Annotated in this window: 20 protein-coding genes; 4 read left to right on the forward strand and 16 right to left on the reverse strand. The window is 44.9% G+C overall.

What is annotated here, in order from left to right; genetic code table 11:
- Nucleotides 1–116: 116 nt before the first annotated feature.
- From A9E74_RS04700 to trhA, 5 genes are all read right to left on the reverse strand, one after another.
- A complete protein-coding gene (locus A9E74_RS04700) occupies nucleotides 117–548 on the reverse strand; it encodes a hypothetical protein (protein ID WP_069295500.1) in 432 nt (143 codons plus the stop codon).
- A gap of 1 nt (nucleotide 549) precedes the next feature.
- Nucleotides 550–1032, reverse strand: a complete 483-nt coding sequence (locus A9E74_RS14490) for a hypothetical protein (RefSeq protein ID WP_218104287.1) — start codon at nucleotides 1030–1032, stop codon at nucleotides 550–552.
- A gap of 59 nt (nucleotides 1033–1091) precedes the next feature.
- Nucleotides 1092–1451, reverse strand: a complete 360-nt coding sequence (locus A9E74_RS14495) for a diacylglycerol kinase family protein (protein ID WP_218104288.1) — start codon at nucleotides 1449–1451, stop codon at nucleotides 1092–1094.
- A 219-nt stretch (nucleotides 1452–1670) separates the two neighbouring features.
- A complete protein-coding gene (locus A9E74_RS04710; RefSeq protein ID WP_069295501.1) occupies nucleotides 1671–2030 on the reverse strand; it encodes a DoxX family protein in 360 nt (119 codons plus the stop codon).
- Between the two features lie 66 nt (nucleotides 2031–2096).
- A complete protein-coding gene (trhA, locus tag A9E74_RS04715) occupies nucleotides 2097–2753 on the reverse strand; it encodes a PAQR family membrane homeostasis protein TrhA (RefSeq protein ID WP_069295502.1) in 657 nt (218 codons plus the stop codon).
- Nucleotides 2754–3064: 311 nt separating this feature from the next.
- Here trhA and A9E74_RS04720 point away from each other — a divergent pair, with 311 nt between their 5' ends.
- The gene (locus A9E74_RS04720; RefSeq protein WP_069295503.1) at nucleotides 3065–3967 is read left to right on the forward strand and encodes a PRC-barrel domain-containing protein; all 903 of its coding nucleotides are present in this window, start codon (nucleotides 3065–3067) and stop codon (nucleotides 3965–3967) included.
- 214 nt (nucleotides 3968–4181) lie between these two features.
- Here A9E74_RS04720 and A9E74_RS04725 read toward each other — a convergent pair whose 3' ends face one another.
- The 5 genes from A9E74_RS04725 to A9E74_RS04745 form a co-directional block, all read right to left on the reverse strand.
- On the reverse strand, nucleotides 4182–4643 hold the full coding sequence (locus A9E74_RS04725; RefSeq protein ID WP_069295504.1) for a GNAT family N-acetyltransferase: 462 nt from the start codon (nucleotides 4641–4643) through the stop codon (nucleotides 4182–4184).
- 1 nt (nucleotide 4644) lies between these two features.
- On the reverse strand, nucleotides 4645–5331 hold the full coding sequence (locus A9E74_RS04730) for a DUF6064 family protein (protein WP_069295505.1): 687 nt from the start codon (nucleotides 5329–5331) through the stop codon (nucleotides 4645–4647).
- Entirely contained in the window at nucleotides 5328–6260 is a 933-nt protein-coding gene (locus A9E74_RS04735) for an aldo/keto reductase (RefSeq protein WP_069295506.1), read from the reverse strand. The genes A9E74_RS04730 and A9E74_RS04735 overlap by 4 nt, the downstream gene beginning before the upstream one ends.
- A gap of 114 nt (nucleotides 6261–6374) precedes the next feature.
- Complete coding sequence (locus A9E74_RS04740; RefSeq protein WP_069295507.1) at nucleotides 6375–6857, reverse strand: hypothetical protein; 483 nt, start codon at nucleotides 6855–6857, stop codon at nucleotides 6375–6377.
- Nucleotides 6858–7032: 175 nt separating this feature from the next.
- Complete coding sequence (locus A9E74_RS04745; RefSeq protein WP_069295508.1) at nucleotides 7033–8088, reverse strand: succinylglutamate desuccinylase/aspartoacylase family protein; 1056 nt, start codon at nucleotides 8086–8088, stop codon at nucleotides 7033–7035.
- A 273-nt stretch (nucleotides 8089–8361) separates the two neighbouring features.
- Between A9E74_RS04745 and A9E74_RS04750 the strand changes: the two genes are divergently transcribed.
- The 3 genes from A9E74_RS04750 to A9E74_RS04760 are packed head-to-tail and all read left to right on the forward strand — an operon-like array spanning nucleotide 8362 to nucleotide 10699.
- The gene (locus A9E74_RS04750; RefSeq protein WP_069295509.1) at nucleotides 8362–8667 is read left to right on the forward strand and encodes an iron uptake protein; all 306 of its coding nucleotides are present in this window, start codon (nucleotides 8362–8364) and stop codon (nucleotides 8665–8667) included.
- A gap of 3 nt (nucleotides 8668–8670) precedes the next feature.
- Nucleotides 8671–10371: a PepSY-associated TM helix domain-containing protein gene (locus A9E74_RS04755; protein WP_069295510.1), complete on the forward strand. Its 1701-nt coding sequence runs from the start codon at nucleotides 8671–8673 to the stop codon at nucleotides 10369–10371.
- Entirely contained in the window at nucleotides 10364–10699 is a 336-nt protein-coding gene (locus A9E74_RS04760) for a DUF3325 domain-containing protein (protein WP_245652051.1), read from the forward strand. The genes A9E74_RS04755 and A9E74_RS04760 overlap by 8 nt, the downstream gene beginning before the upstream one ends.
- Before the next feature lie 9 nt (nucleotides 10700–10708).
- On the opposite strand, the gene A9E74_RS04765 is transcribed toward A9E74_RS04760, so the two are convergent.
- From A9E74_RS04765 to htpG, 6 genes are all read right to left on the reverse strand, one after another.
- Entirely contained in the window at nucleotides 10709–11113 is a 405-nt protein-coding gene (locus A9E74_RS04765; RefSeq protein ID WP_069295511.1) for a phosphate-starvation-inducible PsiE family protein, read from the reverse strand.
- 113 nt (nucleotides 11114–11226) lie between these two features.
- Nucleotides 11227–11820: a hypothetical protein gene (locus A9E74_RS04770; protein ID WP_069295583.1), complete on the reverse strand. Its 594-nt coding sequence runs from the start codon at nucleotides 11818–11820 to the stop codon at nucleotides 11227–11229.
- A 4-nt stretch (nucleotides 11821–11824) separates the two neighbouring features.
- The gene (locus A9E74_RS04775) at nucleotides 11825–13096 is read right to left on the reverse strand and encodes an NAD(P)/FAD-dependent oxidoreductase (protein ID WP_069295512.1); all 1272 of its coding nucleotides are present in this window, start codon (nucleotides 13094–13096) and stop codon (nucleotides 11825–11827) included.
- 12 nt (nucleotides 13097–13108) lie between these two features.
- Entirely contained in the window at nucleotides 13109–14005 is an 897-nt protein-coding gene (gene hslO / locus A9E74_RS04780; RefSeq protein WP_069295513.1) for an Hsp33 family molecular chaperone HslO, read from the reverse strand.
- A gap of 126 nt (nucleotides 14006–14131) precedes the next feature.
- Nucleotides 14132–15163 (reverse strand): DUF2157 domain-containing protein, encoded by a 1032-nt coding sequence (locus tag A9E74_RS04785; RefSeq protein WP_069295514.1) that lies wholly within the window; start codon nucleotides 15161–15163, stop codon nucleotides 14132–14134.
- A gap of 288 nt (nucleotides 15164–15451) precedes the next feature.
- Nucleotides 15452–17359, reverse strand: coding sequence for a molecular chaperone HtpG (gene htpG, locus A9E74_RS04790; RefSeq protein WP_069295515.1), 1908 nt, complete (start codon nucleotides 17357–17359; stop codon nucleotides 15452–15454).
- Nucleotides 17360–17415 lie beyond the last annotated feature (56 nt).

Raw genomic sequence — 17415 nt, forward strand, 5'->3', positions numbered from 1 at the left:
CATTACGCTGTGTAACTTGTCTTTCAATTTTTTACCTTCCATAACTTCTTTAATTATATAAACATATCAACGGTTTAGGTGGTTAGACGATAATTAGGTCTGAATTCTGTCACCTGTTAATCGGATATGCGTTTTTTTGTATGAGCGAGGTGGTCATAAAGAGAATCAAGGAGTTTTCTAAATTCTGTCGATTGATCACCTAATGCCGTTTTGTTGATAACGTCAGCCAAAACTTCATCTTTTTTTAAACATTTTTCTAAAATAGCATGTGTTGAATCAACAGAAAGCCACTTGGTCATCTTGCCGCCCAGTTCATCGATCCATTCTTTATCGGAATCTGGGGCCTCTGGAAGTTCGCCCAATTCTTTAACAACCTTGCGAAACGGTTCGATATAGGCCTCCCGTTCATTAGCAATTTCAAACAGTTGGTGATTAACGTTTTCTTGCGTTAATAACTCACCCATTGCCCGGTAAAAGTCGGCTGTTTCGATGATTAATTTTAAAATATCCAGAGCTTCAGCTTGCTCATCAGTGCGTATTATCGACATATCAAACTGTTCCTGAGGTTGATGTTGGCATGTCACCAACAATGGCTTCGATAGCATTAGGGATGACTTCAAATTCGGCGGGCGTTGTGGTTTTAAATTCACCATCAGCTTCTAATTGTTTTGGTTTAGACGTCTGAATACTGAATTTGTCAGATGATTTACGAACAATGCGGTCAGTCTTATCCAAAGCGCCTTTACGTAAACTCGGTCCGAGCAACAAAAGTTGCCACCATGGTTGCGGCTTGATAAAAAACAAATTTAGCTCACCCTCAAGCAACGTGGATCGCTGATCAACGATATTCCCACCACCATAAAACCGACCATTACCTATCGCCAGATGAATCACCTTGGTGGAGACGTGCCAGTCATCTGTTTTTATGTGTACTTTAAAGCTTTTATTCTGTTTTATCGCTCTTAAAAATGCGCCAAGATACGCAAACACACCAAAGAACTTTTTGCTATCCGAAGACAGTTCACGTGTCACATCAACACCCAAACCTACGTGCGCCACATTAATAAAAAAGTGTTTATTATTGACCTTACCTAACTGAGTTGTTCACGCCGACCATCAACGATGACCTGTGCAGCCTCTAACAGATTGGCTGGAACACCAATCGAGCGTGCAAGATCATTAGCCGTTCCCATAGGGAAAATTGCTAATGTGCGCTGACAGGTATGTAAGGCCTCCAAAGCTGAACTGATGGTTCCGTCACCACCACCGATAATCACGATTCCGTCTTTTCGTTCGTAATCTTCAATCAACGAAACCAAATGCGCTTCGCTTTCAGAATCACAAACGGATATCTCCATGCCTGAAGCTTCCAGCAATCGCACCGCATCTTCAAATGCCTCTGCTTGCCCATTTCGGCTGTTCGGATTAATGATTAACAATGCGTGCTGCAAGTATTTATTCCCTTGTGAAGATAGCTTTACTCAAGAACATTATGGGACGCTTTCAGAAAACTATAAGTACTTAATGCAAGCAAGTCGTTAACACTAATCAAGATACCTCGTGTAGTTCAGGTAGTCGTAAAATCAAGTTGGCTGGTCAATGACTCTCATATGCCGTGTTAGCAATTAAATGGCGGGACTGTGACATCCATATCACACGTAAAACTGAACTTACTTGATTAAAAATGCCAGTGAGACCATATTCCGCCATTGCCAGGCAACCCAGCCTGCAAACAGCATGAGGACTAATGCCACTCCCATCATGCCCCATTCGGCATGCAAAACATGCGTCACGATCGGCCCAATCATAAACAAGCTCAACCCCGCGGCTGCAATTGCTCGTAATGGTTTGATCAGCAATACCACAGCCCCTGATACTTCAATAAAACCGACCAGATACATAAACCACAGCGGATACCCCCAACGTTCAAAAGCCTGAAGCTCAAAATCTAAACTCGCCAACTTTGCAGCACCAGACATGAAAAAAATGATCGTTAGAATCGCACTACCGTATTTAGAAAATGCATTCATGATAAAACTCCTCGAACAGGTTATAGCTCAAAGACGAATGCAATCGCTAAGTGTTACAAAAAGTGATTAAGCGGCATACCAAAACACAGCAAAGAAATGACAAGTCGTGCCACCAAGCACAAATAAATGCCAGATAAAGTGACCATATTGCAGCTTGTGATCAGTGGCGAAAAACGCCACACCAACGGTATAAGACAAGCCACCGGCGACTAACCATAACAATCCCGCCGTGGGTAAATTTTCCATTAATGGTTTGATAGCAATTACGATCACCCATCCCATCAATAAATAAAGCACTGTTGAGAGTACAAGATGATGCTGTTTTTGAAATATTTTTAGTGAAATACCAAAAACTGCCAGCCCCCAAACGATGCCAAACAGCGTCCAGCCCCAGACACCTTTCAAAACCCCAAAGGTAAATGGCGTATAAGTCCCTGCGATTAACAGATAGATTGCAGAGTGTTCAATACGCCGAAAAACCCGCTTTGCTTTGCCCGCAGGTAATGCGTGATACAGCGTTGAGCCCAGATAAAGAATGATCATCGACGCACAAAATATGCTAACCCCGATCAAAAAGGCCGTCTCGCCATAACGTACTGCTTGTGCAATTAAAAAAGGCGTTCCAATCAATGCACCGATAAGTCCTAATCCATGACTAATGGCATTGGCAGTTTCTTCCCCGCCCGTTTGTTCTCGTTTATACGTGTTAAGAGTGTGTTGCATACGCCCTCCTCACGATATTTAACCTGACAATTTTTTTCATTATGTGCTTTTAACATTACATGATTATTTTTCGCTGATTAGTCACAACAAAACCGCTTTTTTCAAAACGCTGTGTTTATACAAAATCGATCCATGCTAACTATGCAATCTCAGAAGAGTTTAAAACTTGTCCTAACAATTCTTAGTACGACAACGCACAGACACTGTTCTGGATGAGGCGAATACTGAACTTTCGCTATGGTAACTCTGATGCTAATCCGCCGGATTGGGATGAAGATATAAAAACCCATAGTGCGATTAGGAGTACTTTTATGAATTCTATTTTTCGCAAAACATTAATAGCCAGCGCCCTTACCGCCATGTTCAGCACCATGGCCATTGCAGCCGATGATTATTCGAAAACAATCGATGGCTCAGAATCTAATACTCAGGGTGAAATGCAGCAGAATAAATCAACAAATAAGCAGCTAACAACGCCAAATCACGAAGATGAGTTTAATCAAACCATTGATGCTGATGTACCTAAAGCAGGTAATAAAGTGGATCAAGAGATGCAAAACTCTACTGACCGCCCAAATGCCGGTGAGGCAGATTTCAACGAAACGATTGATGCCGATGCACCTGGAACAGGCAATAAAGCCGATCCAAAGATGCAAAAATCAACCGATAAACCAAATGCCGGTGGTCAATCAAATACCGAGTCAGACCGTCCGTTAACCAAACATCAAAGTAACGTGACTGAGGAAGAAGAAGAGGAAGAAGAACTCGGCAATACTCAAATGGATAAAAGCAGTGATGCTGAGATGAAAGGCCAAATGGATAGAAACAATGATGTTCAGATGAATACGCAACCTCATGGCCCAACCGGTGCAGGTACTCCAGCAAACAGAGGCGGACTATATGATATGTCAGCCGATGATCTGAATGGCATGGACGTCATCACCAGTGACGGAGAAAGTGTCGGTGATGTTCAAAAAATTGTGATCAGCCCAAATAACCAAGACATTCATGCCGTGGTTTCTGTAGGCGGCTTACTTGGTATAGGTGCCAAAACCATCCTGATACCGCTTGACAGTATCACGCTTAAAGACGACGACCTACATGTCAGAGCAACTCAAGCAGAGCTTGAAGCAATGACAGATTATGGTTCAGAGGATTTTGTTGAACTAGAAGGTGATGCCGCGGTAAGCACAGCATTACGCGCTAAAAACTAATCGGTAATCAGGTTGGCTTTTTTTGTCCTCTAGCCAATTGATAATCATAATTCGCCCGGTGGGATATTTGTCTCATCGGGTGTTTTTTTGAATAACTAATAAGAGCTGAATCAAGTTTACTGCCAACTTGATTAATGAGTGTGAACAAATTTTTTAAACATATTTCCTAGCCTGCGTCTGACCTATATGCCGACTTTACTTCTGCATATCAAGCTCAGGCACTCATGTTTTCATGCTTAATCATATCTATATGAGAAATGCCATCTTCATCATACGGTTCCCCGAAAGAATAAAAGCCCAGTGACTCATAGAACTTTTGCAGATAAACCTGTGCTGAGATTTTGATGTCATTCTCTGGGTATTTTTGCTCTGTGAATTTAATGGCCTCTTCCATCAGGGCACGGCCGATATTTTGTCCCCGGAATTTTTTGAGGGTCATGACTCTGCCAATCGAAGGTTGGTTGTTTTTAATTCCCGGCTCAACGACTCTGGCATAGGCTGCCAGTTCACCATTAACCAAGGCAGATAGATGCCAGGCGTGAGGATCCAAATCATCTGTTTCCTGGTAAGGGCAGTTTTGTTCGACAACAAAAACGGATTCGCGGGCTTTGATGATTTCGTAAAGTTCGAGCGCTGTTAAAGACTCCAATCGAGACCATTTAAACTCAAGCTTCATTTTATTTTTGTTCCTGCTTGAACGAAGGATATTCAACACTCTTCCAAATTGAGCCTATGAGTACTATTGCCAATACGGCGAACAGAACACTGGCCGCAGTTGCGCCCAGCACCCACAGGGTTAAGCCCGAGATCAGCAGCCAGAGTGCTGGAATAATAGCCATAAGCCACAAACCCCAGCCTCTGAACATTATCAAACTCAGCCCCAGTGTGGTCATGGCAGTGGGATCGGCATGGATGCCAAAGACTTCAGCTTGGAGCCAGGATCCTCCGGTGATAGGTGCGATAAACGGCAAACCAATTAACCCGACAAGTGCGATGGCAATACCAATAACAGCAGGTGGTCTTTTGCGTGGCGAGTTGTCCAGGCCAACCCCAGTCATTGATATCAATAGCAACAGTATTGCTTGAGCGAGAAAGAAGTAACCAATATAGCCACCCGCCCAGTTCAGTTCGGCATAACGTTGGATAAAAAATGAAAAGCCTACAAAAGCCCAGACAGGGGCGATCAAAAGACAGGTAATGCGACTACGGTTTTTTAGTGCCAGCCAGAGAGCAATAACTCCCAACGCCAACGTCAGCAAATGCAGTGGCCAGAAGGTTTCACTCATGCGTTCGATTAGGCGGAAATAGATATCAGCAGTAAAGGGAATAAAATCCTGCAGTGCGTAGCTGGTCCAGCTGTTCATAAAGACTCGAAATATTTTGCCATCTTATGTCGGGCACTTTCCGAAGGCATGGGATTCATTCCAGCTCGCATATTTTCACGCAGATGCTCAACTTGAGAGGTAGCAGGAATAGCGCAGGTAATGGCTGGGTGACTTACGACAAACTTCAACAAAAACTCAGCCCAGGTTGTACAGCCACATTCTGCCTCTGCCCACTCTGGTAGTGCTGTATCACGACGTTTCAGGCCTTGGATCAGACTACCGCCATCAAAAGGCCGGTTAACGATCACTGCAATGCCCTTTTCTTCTGCAAGTGGTAGCAGCCGGTTTTCTACCTGACGCTGAGCAATATTGTAGGTCAGCTGAACGAAGTCGATATCCTCAGAATTCATTATCTGCTCGAACTCTTGGTGACGACGGCCATGCGAAGTGGTAATGCCAATATGTTTGATTTTGCCCTCGGCTTTCATCTCTTGTAATGCCGCTAGATGCTCGCGCCAGTCTGTCAGGTTGTGTATTTGAACTAAATCAAACTGCTCGACCTTCCATCGAGATTGTAGATCGGCCACCTGTTCACGTGCTGAACCACCAGCAGGACTCCAGACTTTTTCTGCCGAAAACAGGCTGTCGGGAATACCCAGCTTTTGCAAAGCATAGCCCATAACATCCGGCGCAGAACCATACATTGGCGAGGAATCAATCATGCCACCGCCAAGTTCGAAAAATGTCCTTACCACTTCGGTTCGGGCATCAAGCAGCTTTGGATCGGTGCCGACATTGAAGGTACGCCATGTCCCCAAGCCTATGACAGGCAACTTTTTATCACCTGAATACGTTTTCTGAAGCAGTTCGTTGCTTGCCGCAAAGATCGGCAAGGATGGCAGCAAAGTAGCCGCCAGGCCAGCACCGATCAGCTTTAGACTCTGTCGGCGAGTGAAGCGATTGTTCATGGTCAGCGCTCCTTGGGATTGTTTTAAAACAGCACCGTAGCAACAGGTATATGCAGGTGCTTAAAATTTAATCAAACCATACCAGCACAGACACTGCGCTGACAATTAAGGAAGCTAATAGGTTACAGATTCTATGGGTAGTTCGATGTGTGGTGCTGTCTCAGGCTCGGTCGCAAAAACTATTGATTCCAGTATTAAACTCAGTGACGCCTGCATTGGAACGCCCGACGCTAAAAAGATCGAACACGTCTGCTCAGTTGTAAGAGGATTAAAACCGATTCGTAGTTGACGTGCATCATCAATAGGCAGTACTTGCTCCTCATGCAACAAGGTGCGAGCACGAAATAAAAGGTTCAAATCGTTACTAAGGATCAGTAAATGAATTTTTGATTGGAGCGGTCTCTGTCTAGTCAATTCCGCCCTATCTACTCTAGTAGGTATTTTTTGCCAAATGGAGCTTTCAATAAGCCATGGCCAAATCACTAAGGCTTTCTCTTGAAGAATACTTTGTTGAAGAGTAATAACTAAAGAGGCATCAACTTCCAGCTTTTTGTTCAGATGATGTTGTAAGACCAGCAGATCAGAATCGATGCTCATAATGTTTCACCCTGTTAGTAAAAGACCATGTGAAATGAACTAAGCCATTATTTTGCCGAGTTTTAGGCGAGCGATTTAATGGATCATTGATATTCACAGACTTTACTCCTGCTCATCTCGCTGCGGCAAGCGTTGGGGATTTGCTTGTCGAGCGAGAAGGCAATTGAGAGTTTATTTAGATGTCTTGTTCTAGCCCAATCGTTACCGGTGTTTCACCTGTTTTAATTGGTGGGGTGTAGTTAATCATCATTACGATACCGCTAACTGGTGAGGTTAACTCGGCAACAATATTGCCAAAATAATCTCTGACATCACCGACGATGGTGCCCTCTTCAATGACACTGCCAATTTCAACTCGGGGGGTGAACAAACCATCGGCCGGGCTGGCAACGTATTTGAGTTTGTCGTAGATAACCGGGTTGGGGTGTGGGGTGGGTTCTCCGGGCAGCATTTCCAGAAAATACAGGGCATTTCGCGACAGCGTTAGCGTGTCTTCAACTGATTCTTCATCACGTTGGCCAAGGTGACCAATTTCAGTGGTTAGGCCCGGTTTGCCACGGGTCATGGCGGTATTCGGATAGGAAATGGAATTAGCCGGATCGCGTGGGCGTTCGCCATACATCACAATATGTTGCATGCCAATGGCTTTGGCAAATTCAAAGGTCAGATCATCCAGCTCTTTATTATCAACAAACGGTGAATAAACGTGTGGCAATAATTCCTGATTCCAGCTACCGGAGTGCATATCTATCAGAAAGTCCATGCGGCTGATAAATTCACGGGTGAAAAACTCGGCCAGTTGCTCGGTTGGTGTGCCATTTTTATCACCGGGGAACTCGCGATTGAGATTTTTATTATCTAACGGGTGTAACGCAACCCGGCGTGCATGAAAGCCGGGCAAGTTGGCCAGATGCACCAGAATCAAGGTTCCCTTTAACTGTTTGGTATCAACTTCATCACGTAAACGTTGCAACGCCAACACTGCTGGAAACTCATCCCCATGAACTCCGGCGGTCAGTAATAAAACAGGGCCTGGTTGGGTCCCATGAATGACGGTAACAGGCACTTCAAGATCATTTTCTTTGGCCATATAGGAGTTGGATTGCCCTGCTTCAGTGAGCACATTAGCTAATTCAAATGGTGCTTGAGCAAATGCAGTGCTGCTTGTTAAAAACCAGACCACCAACATCCATTGTTTTATAAAGAAATAGCTTCTCTTGTTATTTTTCATGTTTATTCAAATTTCCTAAAGTTTGAAAGTCTTTGGCTTTACAGCACAACTTAGATTTATAGCATTGTTGTCAATAGGCCCAATGGTCTTTGTCCAGCTGACATTTGTGAAATGGTGACTGGCAGTTTGTAAGTCATTTTCTATTTTGAATTAAATCACTACTCACTATACAATGTGAATCTTAATTATTATCATTTAGCATCAAACTATATTTGCACCCCGCTTTGCTCAATCCAGGTGGTGCATTTTTGTTTTATAGACAGGTCCGATTTCATGCCGAATTTTTCATCTCCCGCCTGGCCGATTGCCAGCCGAATTTTTGCCAGTCTGGTCGGTGGCTATCTGTTCACCTGGGGCTTGATTGCCATCACCATTGCCGCGTTGATTCCATTGGGTATTGAATTTCATGATGTTGAAATGGGCATGCTGATGCTGGGGCTGCTGATCTATTTAAGTTTGTTTTTGTGGGGCATGGCCACCGATAAATTAATTTGGCTGTGGCTGATTCTGTTTGGGGGTGGGGTGACAATGACCGTGCTGGCCAGTGTTTTACAACAGTCATTTTTACAAGGAATTTAAACCATGTTCAGTAGCTTTCGACAGTCTATGGCCTGGCTGCATACCTGGTTTGGCCTGACTCTGGGTTTTATTCTGATGGTGGTGTTCTTTTTTGGCAGCCTGTCAGTATTTGATCGTGAAATTGATCGCTGGTCGATTCCGGAAAGCCGCTTTGAACCACAGGTAATGCCATCATTTGATGAGATGTTGTTACCGATTCTACGTTCGGTTGAACCGGAGGTGCAGGACTACAATACCAATATGCCGCTGCTGCATGATTTGAGTCAGGGGCCAATGACACCTCGCACCGAATTACCAGCTGATGAATTCTGGGCTTACACCACACATCGTGATCCGGTTTTAATAATGGGGGTCGGCTTTCTGGTGCCGCAGCCACTCGACCCTGAAGGTCATAATCATATTCATGGCAATATCACCATTGATCCACGCACTGGTAAAGCGTTCCCCGACGATCAACTGAAGATCGGTAGCCGATTTTTTTACCCGATGCATTACAGCCTGAACTGGAACTGGAATCGAATCGGGATTTATATCGTCGGCATTGCAGCATTTATTATGATGGCGGCTCTGGTCAGTGGGGTGATTATTCATCGCAAGCGTTTCCGTGAGTTCTTCACTTTCCGCCCCAACAAACAAACCCAACGCAGTGTACTGGATTTGCACAATCTCACCGGTATGGTTGCATTGCCGTTTCATTTCTTTTTTACCTTTACTGGCTTACTGATTTTTGCCAGTTTTTACTTTTTCCCGGTAACCCACACTCAGCTTGAACCGTTACATGATTATCATGAAATGGTTGAGGCAAGTGAAACAGGTCTGCCGCACAAGCGTGCTGGTGTTCCAACTGAAATCGCGTCTGTTGATGCGATGGTGGCTAAGGCCAAACAGCGCTGGGCTGAGAAAGATATGGCTGGCGAAGTTGGCTTTTTGAAAATCACTCATGTTGATGATGCCAACAGCTTTGTCAGTATTTATCGGGCTGGCAGTGATCGGGTGGCGTTGGTGGGTGAAGGTATGCATTTCAATGCCAGCACTGGCGAGTTAATTCGTGAAGAACCGCCCCGCTCTGCAGTATCTGAAATCAATGAGTTTCTGACCGGTCTGCATTTGCAGCACTTTGAGCATTGGTTGTTGCGTTGGTTGTATGTGTTCGGTGGTTTGGTTGGAGCTATCTGTATTGCTACTGGCTTTATCTTCTTTGTAGAAAAACGTAAACGTCAGCACACATTACAAGGCAGCTCAGGCAGTCAGGTGGTCGATGCACTTGCCGTAACTACCGTGACAGGTATGTTGGTGGCCACCGTGAGCATGTTGGTCGCAAACCGTTTATTACCTGCCGAAATGGTTGGTAAAGGTTATTGGGAACAGGTGGTGTTCTGGGGAAGCTGGAGTGTGATGTTATTGCATGCTTTTTGGCGCAGTTCTGCAGTTCGCCATATGCACATTTCACCAGCATGGCGTGAACAAAGCATTTTATTTGCTGTGCTTGCTATCGCTGCCGTGATTCTCAACTGGATTACGACTGGCGATCATTTACTAAAAACAGTATTTCACTATTGGCCAGTGGCTGGTGTGGATTTGAGCTTGCTGGTGAGCAGTGCTATCGCGATTTATGCTGCTGTATACCTGAAAAAGCGTGAGAATGTGGCCGTGAATAAAGCCATTGAATTTTCAGCCCAGAAACTGGAGGCTAGCCGTGGTTGAAGTCGTTTGTTGGATAGCCGCCATTTTCACCACCATGATGGGCATGGCGAGTCTTTCTCTTAGTCTGCCAAATCACTGGCGTCAGGTGACTGGTATCGAAACCAGTCAGCCCACGCCATCCCAGCAAAATGCTTTGCGTATCTTCGGTTATCTCAGTCTGTTTGTATCGTTAGTGCTTTGTCTGGCAGCTGATCATCCAACCATGGCCGTTTTAGTATGGGTAATGCTCTTGGCATTAGCGGCCAAAGGCGTCGCCATGATTCTGACATGGCGTGAGCATTGGCTGAAGCCGTTGTTGTTGATGTTCAGCCGAACCGGGCTCAATTAAGCCATCGGCTTAATCAACGTTTTCACGATTTTTCTCAAACAGATTGGTTTTACAGTAATGAATGACAATTATTGATAAACCAAGCAAGAGAATCGCTACGGTAATGCCCAGAATCCGCCAGGTATCAATGTTTTTCATGTCCAAGATTAGATACCGTGCCAGCGCAACAATCGCGATATACAAGGGAAATTTGATGGGTAACTCACCTGACTGGTAATAAACTGCCACCATGGTGAGCACTTCAAGATAGATAAACAGCAATAATAAATCCGTCAGCAGTACGGTGCCATTTTCAAACATGAAATTGATTTCGATAACCACGGCAACCAGCGTGGCGATGGCAACAACGATCAACCCTGTATCCTGAGCAATTGCCAGACTGTGATTAACTAAATCTTTAAGCTTCTTTGCCATGAACTAACCCCAATAGATTTTGCAAAGTGGATAGTATCAGTTTTGAGAAAATGCACTTGTCTGGAATTCCAAATATTTACGTTTAATGCTGGACTAAGAGACAAGCTGTTTGGCTAGTGTCGAACCTGCCAATTTGATAATAATTGCCAACCATGGATTTCACTACCCAACTCGGTGAGCCATTGGCCAATTATCTGATTAGAGTTATGCCGGACACTATAGGCCATTGGATGATGCACAAATTCGAGATCATAATCTTGTCGATAAATCTTTGAGTCTTGATTTTGAAGGTAAATGGTTTCGAGTTTGTACTGTAGAGCATCAACTGCAGAAGCTTCAGCTTCAAGTGGCACGGCCTTTATCACCGAAATCCTCACTTGTTTGTAAACATTTTCCAGTGTCGCCGGACCCGAAAGTTGTTTACGGCCTAGTGCGGCTTTGGTGGGAGCAAACACGGCACGCAACCCAGACCAAAAACTGGTTTTTCCTTCAGCATAGTATCGCCAGTCGCCATAAGAATAACGTGCCATATTGCCATGTTTATCTTCAATGACCAGACTGGAATGCTGACCGTGGTCGAGTACAAATACAGCTCGTGGCGTTTCGGGAGTGGTTGGTGGTGTAATCCGGCCAGAACAGCCGCTTAATATCAGTGAAATACAAACCACCAATATCAGCCAACCCGTTCTGATAGAAGTTATTTTCATAACATTATTTAATTTTGCTGATTCCAAAACAACGCAGCAGACAACGTTCGTAAAAAGATTCGGGCAGGCCGCGTTTCATACGGAACAGAAAGTATTTTTCAAACGCGATTTTTGCCATTTGCACCCAGCGGCCTTTTTTCATCCAGGCCAAATTACGGGGTGGAATTTGCGGCAACGCGACAAACGCGGCACCGGTGTGACCCATATCGGCCAGACAAACGGCATTTAAACTGGCTCGGGTTTCAATTGGTCGATCTTCAATGGCAGCCTGAATATTGGCAACGGCTGCTTTGGCCATGCTTTCAATCATATAGCCGGTTTTTGGCACGCCAACCGGTAAAGCTGTCGCTTCAACTGGCGGTATGGCGACACAAACACCGACACCATAAATATTTGGGTAAGCAAGATTACGCTGGAATTCATCGACTTTCAAAAAGCCTCGTGGATTAACCAGTTCATCATCCAGATTGGCTACACAATCAACGCCTTTGAATGCTGGAATCATCATGCTGTAATCAAAAGCCAGTTGATGCGTCTTGACGGTCTCGGCATTATCATCCACCTGCTCGACCAGCATTTTGCCTTTGCTGATGGATTTGACCCGGGCATTAGTGATCCACTTGATATCATTTTTGCGAAACTCGGATTCAAACAGCCCTTTTGAATCGCCTACCCCACCTAAGCCCATATGGCCTATATAAGGTTCAGGCGTGACAAATGTCATCGGTACCCGATCCCGCACCTTAGCCTTGCGTAACGCCCGATTCATAATAAAGGCAAATTCATAGGCCGGACCAAAACAGGAAGCACCCTGCACGGCACCAACGACAATCGGCCCGGGATTTTTCAATAAATCACGCCATGCCTGATAGCTATCTTCGGCATGACCTACTGTGCAGATAGAATGGGTGTGAGCTTGTGGACCAAAACCTTCGATTTCATCAAAAGCCAATTTGGCCCCAGTGGCGATAATCAGATAGTCGTAATTGAGAATCGTGTTATCGCCCAATAAAACCTGATTTGTAGCGGGTTTGATTTTGCTGGCACCGGAATCGTAGAAATCAATATTTTTACTGGATAAAACAGAGGCCAATTCAAAGCTGATATCAGCACGTTTTCGCCAGCCCACGGCTACCCACGGATTACTGGGCACAAAGTGAAAGATTGGGGTATTAGAAACCACGCTGATATGGTGCGTTTTGTCGAGAGCTGCCCGGCATTCATATGCAGCGGGTAAACCGCCGGTACTCGCACCGATAATGACAATATGCGCCATGATTATTCCTGGTTAATGCAATGTGTCTGAATCATTCTGAATATTCAGCGGATCACTAAACAAACCTGCCACATCCACCGGATCAAACTGATAATGTGTATTACAGAACTCACAGGCCAACTCAACCATTCCGCGTTCGGCAATAATCTCTTCAGCTTCCTGTCGCCCAAGTAGCTTGATGGTGTCAGCCACTCGTTGACGTGAACAGGTACAGGCAAATTCCAATACGGTTGTGCTCAAAAGTCTCACCATTTCTTCATGAAATAAACGATATAACAACGAGACTGCATCCAGGTTCAGCAGTTCATCATTAGTAACCGTTTCGGCAAGAAAATTGATTCGATTCCAGTTTTCATCATGCTGTTCGGGATCTTGTTCGGGCAATTGTTGCAGCATTAAACCGCCGGCGGTGTGTTCATCCGTGGCTAACCAGATACGGGTTTTTAATTGCTCAGACTGAGCGAAATACATTTCCAGCATTTCAGCAATGGTTTCGCCTTGCACGCTGACGATGCCTTGATAAGGCTGTTTAGCTTCAACATTTTCAATAGTTATTGCCAGATTACCCTCGCCTAGCAATTCTTGCATAGTGGCATCATCGGCAATTTCGCCATTCCAGTTTGCCAGACCTCTTAAGGTGTGGTCACTGGTGCATTCAACCATTAATAAAGAAACCGGCCCGTTGGAACGACATTGCAATACCAAACGGCCAGACATTTTCACCGTCTCGGCCAATAACGCTGCTGCAGAGAGCATTTGTCCCAATAGAGATGCGACCGCGGGGGGATATTCGCGTTGAACCTTAACGGTCTGCCAGGTTTGTTTCAGCTGTACCCATTCACCGCGAATGGCTGCATTATCGAAAATAAAACGTTGTAAATGATCTGCCTGAATGGCGTCTTCTTGCATGATGATTCCTCATACTGCTTTTAAGCAGGAGATAATGTGGCAATTGAAATGCCAGACGATAAGCGGCATTTTAACGTATCTGTAATCAAGTGGGGTTTAAGCTTGTGAAGTTCAAGCCATAAACTTTCAGCTGCTTTTAGCAGCTAAAAATTCCCGCAGGGCTGCGGGCAAATGCGCTTGAATATTTTCACTGATTTGCTGCTCATGTTTTTGCCACAACACACCCAGATAAATCAGTCCGAGACCGATAGCCGTCAGTGCAATCGGAAACAACAGACTGTCCTTGAACACCACATTGGCCAGATGCCCAAGATAAAACGCCGAGCCCAGTGCACCAAATATCACAAATACCCGGCGGGCAATGACTACGCCGACACCAATCATTAATAAATTGATTGTGAAATAAATGAACTTCGACAGTTCACTATCCGAGTATTGGGAAGTCATGCCGCCCCAGAAGGCGATCACACCAAACAAATACAACCAGAACGCATAATCGCCCGATTTGTAGCCCCGCATATCTACCCAGAACGCAAACAGTGTAATCGCCAGACCAAAATACATCGACACCAATGCACGCAGTTCATAGTTGGCATAGCCACCCACAATCATTGCGGCGATATCCATCGACAAATACCACAACGTCACTGCAATCGGCATCAATAAAAATGGATAACGGTAGCGATAAAAAATCATTGCCCCCACAGCCAGAGTGCCCAGCTCCATAAACAGCCAATGCCACTGAATATAACGATGATAATCGCGATAAACACTATCATCAGGCCACCAGCCCATTGCCTGCTGCAAACCATAAATTGCCAAGGGTGTCAGTGCTACCACAAAGGTCGTACAAATCCCGGCAGGAATGGCCAAACCTTTTGTTTCAAAATGATTCGCCAGCTTTAGTCCAACACCGGCATAAGCCAGACTGATAAAAAAGATCCCCCAACCCCCAAAGCTTTCCCAACCCAAGGTCATAAACAAGGTCATAGCACCAATGGCAATCAAGCCACCCATGTAATAAAGCACATGGGTAAAGTCAAAACTGGGGCCGGTTGTCGGTTGAGATTTGAAGAAATCGAATAACTTATCCGCCTGTTCCTGCGTGATAAGATCTTGCTTCACTGCCAAATCAAGCTGTTTTTTTGTGATGTTCATCTGCGCTGTCCCTCGCGAAGGTTATTGTATTTATATCGAGGAGTTAGATTGTGATTTGCTGGAGTTTATTTATCAAGTGAAAGGGAATTCGAAGTAAACCAATGTGACGCTATATATGGCTCAGGAAGAGTTGAAATTGGATTGTTGGGTTTCATGCTTCAACCCAACCTACCATGGGCAAATGTGCTCTGGATCCAAGATTTTGGGGTTACGATTAACTGGTCAAGATAATAAAGAGAATAAAATTGTCCATGACTCCGGCAAATGGAGTCATGGACTGGTTTTTAATTAAGCGCGTTGCAATAGCATTGCGTTAAGTTTTTTCACGAAGCTAGCAGGATCTTCCAGTTGTCCACCTTCGGCCAGTAAAGCTTGGTCAAACAAGATGGAGGTCCAGTCACCGAATTGTTCATCGTTCTGTTCGTCTTTCAGTTTGGCGACCATTGGATGTTCCGGATTGAGTTCCAGAATCGGTTTGCTGGCTGAAACCTGTTGGCCTGCAGCTTTAAGCATACGTTCCAGATTACCGCTCATATCGTAATTGTCCGCCACCAGACAGGCTGGGGAATCGGTCAGTCGATGTGTAATGCGTACATCTTTTACTTTGTCGTCCAGCGTTTTCTTGATGCGCTCAATCAGATCTTCGAAGTTTTTCTCAACTTCTTCGTGCGCTTTTTTCTCTGCTTCGTCTTCCAGCTCACCCAGATCCAAATCGCCTTTGGCAACGGATTGCAGGTGTTTGCCATCAAAGTCCGTCAGGGAGTTGACCAGCCATTCATCGACGCGGTCGGTGAGCAACAGAACTTCAATGCCTTTCTTACGGAACACTTCCAGATGCGGGCTGTTTTTCGCAGCCGCAAAGCTCTCGGCAGTGATGTAATAGATTTTGTCCTGCTTGTCTTTCATCCGGCTGACATAGTCTTCCAATGAAACGGTTTGATCTGCATTCCCGGTTTCGGTGCTGGCAAAACGCAATAGTTTGGCCAACGCTTCTTTGTTGGCAAAATCTTCACCCGGACCTTCTTTGATGACCTGACCAAATTCTTTCCAGAATTCAGCATATTGTTCAGGCTCGTTATTGGCCATTTTGTTCAGTTCAGAGATGATTTTCTTTACTGAAGCAGCACGGATGGTATCAATGACTTTACTGCTTTGCAGAATTTCACGCGATACGTTTAATGGCAGATCGTTGGTATCAATCACCCCGCGAATAAAGCGCAGGTAACGTGGCATCAGCTGTTCGCTGTCTTCCATGATGAATACACGTTTCACATACAGCTTAATGCCATGCATGCGATCGCGATCCCACAGATCAAACGGTGCTTTAGAAGGGATATACAGCAGTGAAGTGTATTCGGTATTACCTTCGACTTTGTTGTGGCTCCAGGTCAATGGATCCTGGAAGTCATGAGCGATTTGTTTGTAGAACTCTTTGTATTGTTCTTCAGTAATGTCGTTTTTAGACAGTGTCCATAATGCAGTGGCTTTGTTGACTGTCTCGTCTTCGATGATGCTTTCATCAATTTTGCCTTCTTCGTCAGGCACTGGCTCTTTTTGCATGATGATTGGCATATTGATGTGATCCGAGTATTTACGGATGACATTACGCAGACGCCAGCTATTTAAAAATTCATCTTCACCTTCACGCAGATGCAGGGTGACTTCAGTACCGCGAGTAGCTTTTTCAATGGTTTCAATATTGAACTCGCCTTCACCAGCCGATTCCCATAACACGCCATGTTCTTTGGTGGTGCCGGCACGACGGGTTTTCAACGTGACTTTATCAGCCACGATAAATGCGGAATAGAATCCCACACCGAACTGACCGATAAGTTGTGAATCTTTGGCTTGATCGCCAGTTAACTGACCGAAAAATGCTTTGGTACCGCTGCGGGCAATCGTACCGATATTGTCGATAACTTCCTGACGGGTCATGCCAATACCGTTATCACTAATGGTGATGGTACGGGCATCTTTATCAAAGGTGACACGGATATTCAGATCACCATCTTCTTCGTATAACGCATCATCGGACAACGCTTCAAAACGCAATTTGTCAGCGGCATCGGCCGCGTTAGAAATCAGCTCACGCAGAAAAATTTCTTTGTTGCTGTACAGCGAATGAATCATCAAATTAAGAAGTTGTTTAACTTCTGTCTGGAAACCCATGGTTTCTTTATGTGCATCAACGCCCATTTCTGTATTGCCTCCATCTGGCTGTTTTAACGATAGCTCACAGATGGGGTCATGCT

It is taken from the genome of Methylophaga muralis, assembly GCF_001720165.1.
Classification (GTDB): Bacteria; Pseudomonadota; Gammaproteobacteria; order Nitrosococcales; family Methylophagaceae; genus Methylophaga; species Methylophaga muralis.

Excerpts from the sequence above, each read along its gene's own strand:
- A9E74_RS04735 (WP_069295506.1), bottom strand. The coding sequence starts at position 6,260 with ATGAACAATCGCTTCACTCGCCGACAGAGTCTAAAGCTGATCGGTGCT.
- A9E74_RS04740 (WP_069295507.1), bottom strand. The coding sequence starts at position 6,857 with ATGAGCATCGATTCTGATCTGCTGGTCTTACAACATCATCTGAACAAA.
- htpG (WP_069295515.1), bottom strand. The coding sequence starts at position 17,359 with ATGGGCGTTGATGCACATAAAGAAACCATGGGTTTCCAGACAGAAGTT.
- A9E74_RS04750 (WP_069295509.1), top strand. The coding sequence starts at position 8,362 with ATGCCGAATTTTTCATCTCCCGCCTGGCCGATTGCCAGCCGAATTTTT.
- A9E74_RS04785 (WP_069295514.1), bottom strand. The coding sequence starts at position 15,163 with ATGAACATCACAAAAAAACAGCTTGATTTGGCAGTGAAGCAAGATCTT.
- A9E74_RS04775 (WP_069295512.1), bottom strand. The coding sequence starts at position 13,096 with ATGGCGCATATTGTCATTATCGGTGCGAGTACCGGCGGTTTACCCGCT.
- A9E74_RS04755 (WP_069295510.1), top strand. The coding sequence starts at position 8,671 with ATGTTCAGTAGCTTTCGACAGTCTATGGCCTGGCTGCATACCTGGTTT.
- A9E74_RS04745 (WP_069295508.1), bottom strand. The coding sequence starts at position 8,088 with ATGAAAAATAACAAGAGAAGCTATTTCTTTATAAAACAATGGATGTTG.
- A9E74_RS04700 (WP_069295500.1), bottom strand. The coding sequence starts at position 548 with ATGTCGATAATACGCACTGATGAGCAAGCTGAAGCTCTGGATATTTTA.
- A9E74_RS04720 (WP_069295503.1), top strand. The coding sequence starts at position 3,065 with ATGAATTCTATTTTTCGCAAAACATTAATAGCCAGCGCCCTTACCGCC.
- hslO (WP_069295513.1), bottom strand. The coding sequence starts at position 14,005 with ATGCAAGAAGACGCCATTCAGGCAGATCATTTACAACGTTTTATTTTC.
- trhA (WP_069295502.1), bottom strand. The coding sequence starts at position 2,753 with ATGCAACACACTCTTAACACGTATAAACGAGAACAAACGGGCGGGGAA.
- A9E74_RS04730 (WP_069295505.1), bottom strand. The coding sequence starts at position 5,331 with ATGAACAGCTGGACCAGCTACGCACTGCAGGATTTTATTCCCTTTACT.
- A9E74_RS04765 (WP_069295511.1), bottom strand. The coding sequence starts at position 11,113 with ATGGCAAAGAAGCTTAAAGATTTAGTTAATCACAGTCTGGCAATTGCT.
- A9E74_RS04725 (WP_069295504.1), bottom strand. The coding sequence starts at position 4,643 with ATGAAGCTTGAGTTTAAATGGTCTCGATTGGAGTCTTTAACAGCGCTC.
- A9E74_RS04710 (WP_069295501.1), bottom strand. The coding sequence starts at position 2,030 with ATGAATGCATTTTCTAAATACGGTAGTGCGATTCTAACGATCATTTTT.
- A9E74_RS04770 (WP_069295583.1), bottom strand. The coding sequence starts at position 11,820 with ATGAAAATAACTTCTATCAGAACGGGTTGGCTGATATTGGTGGTTTGT.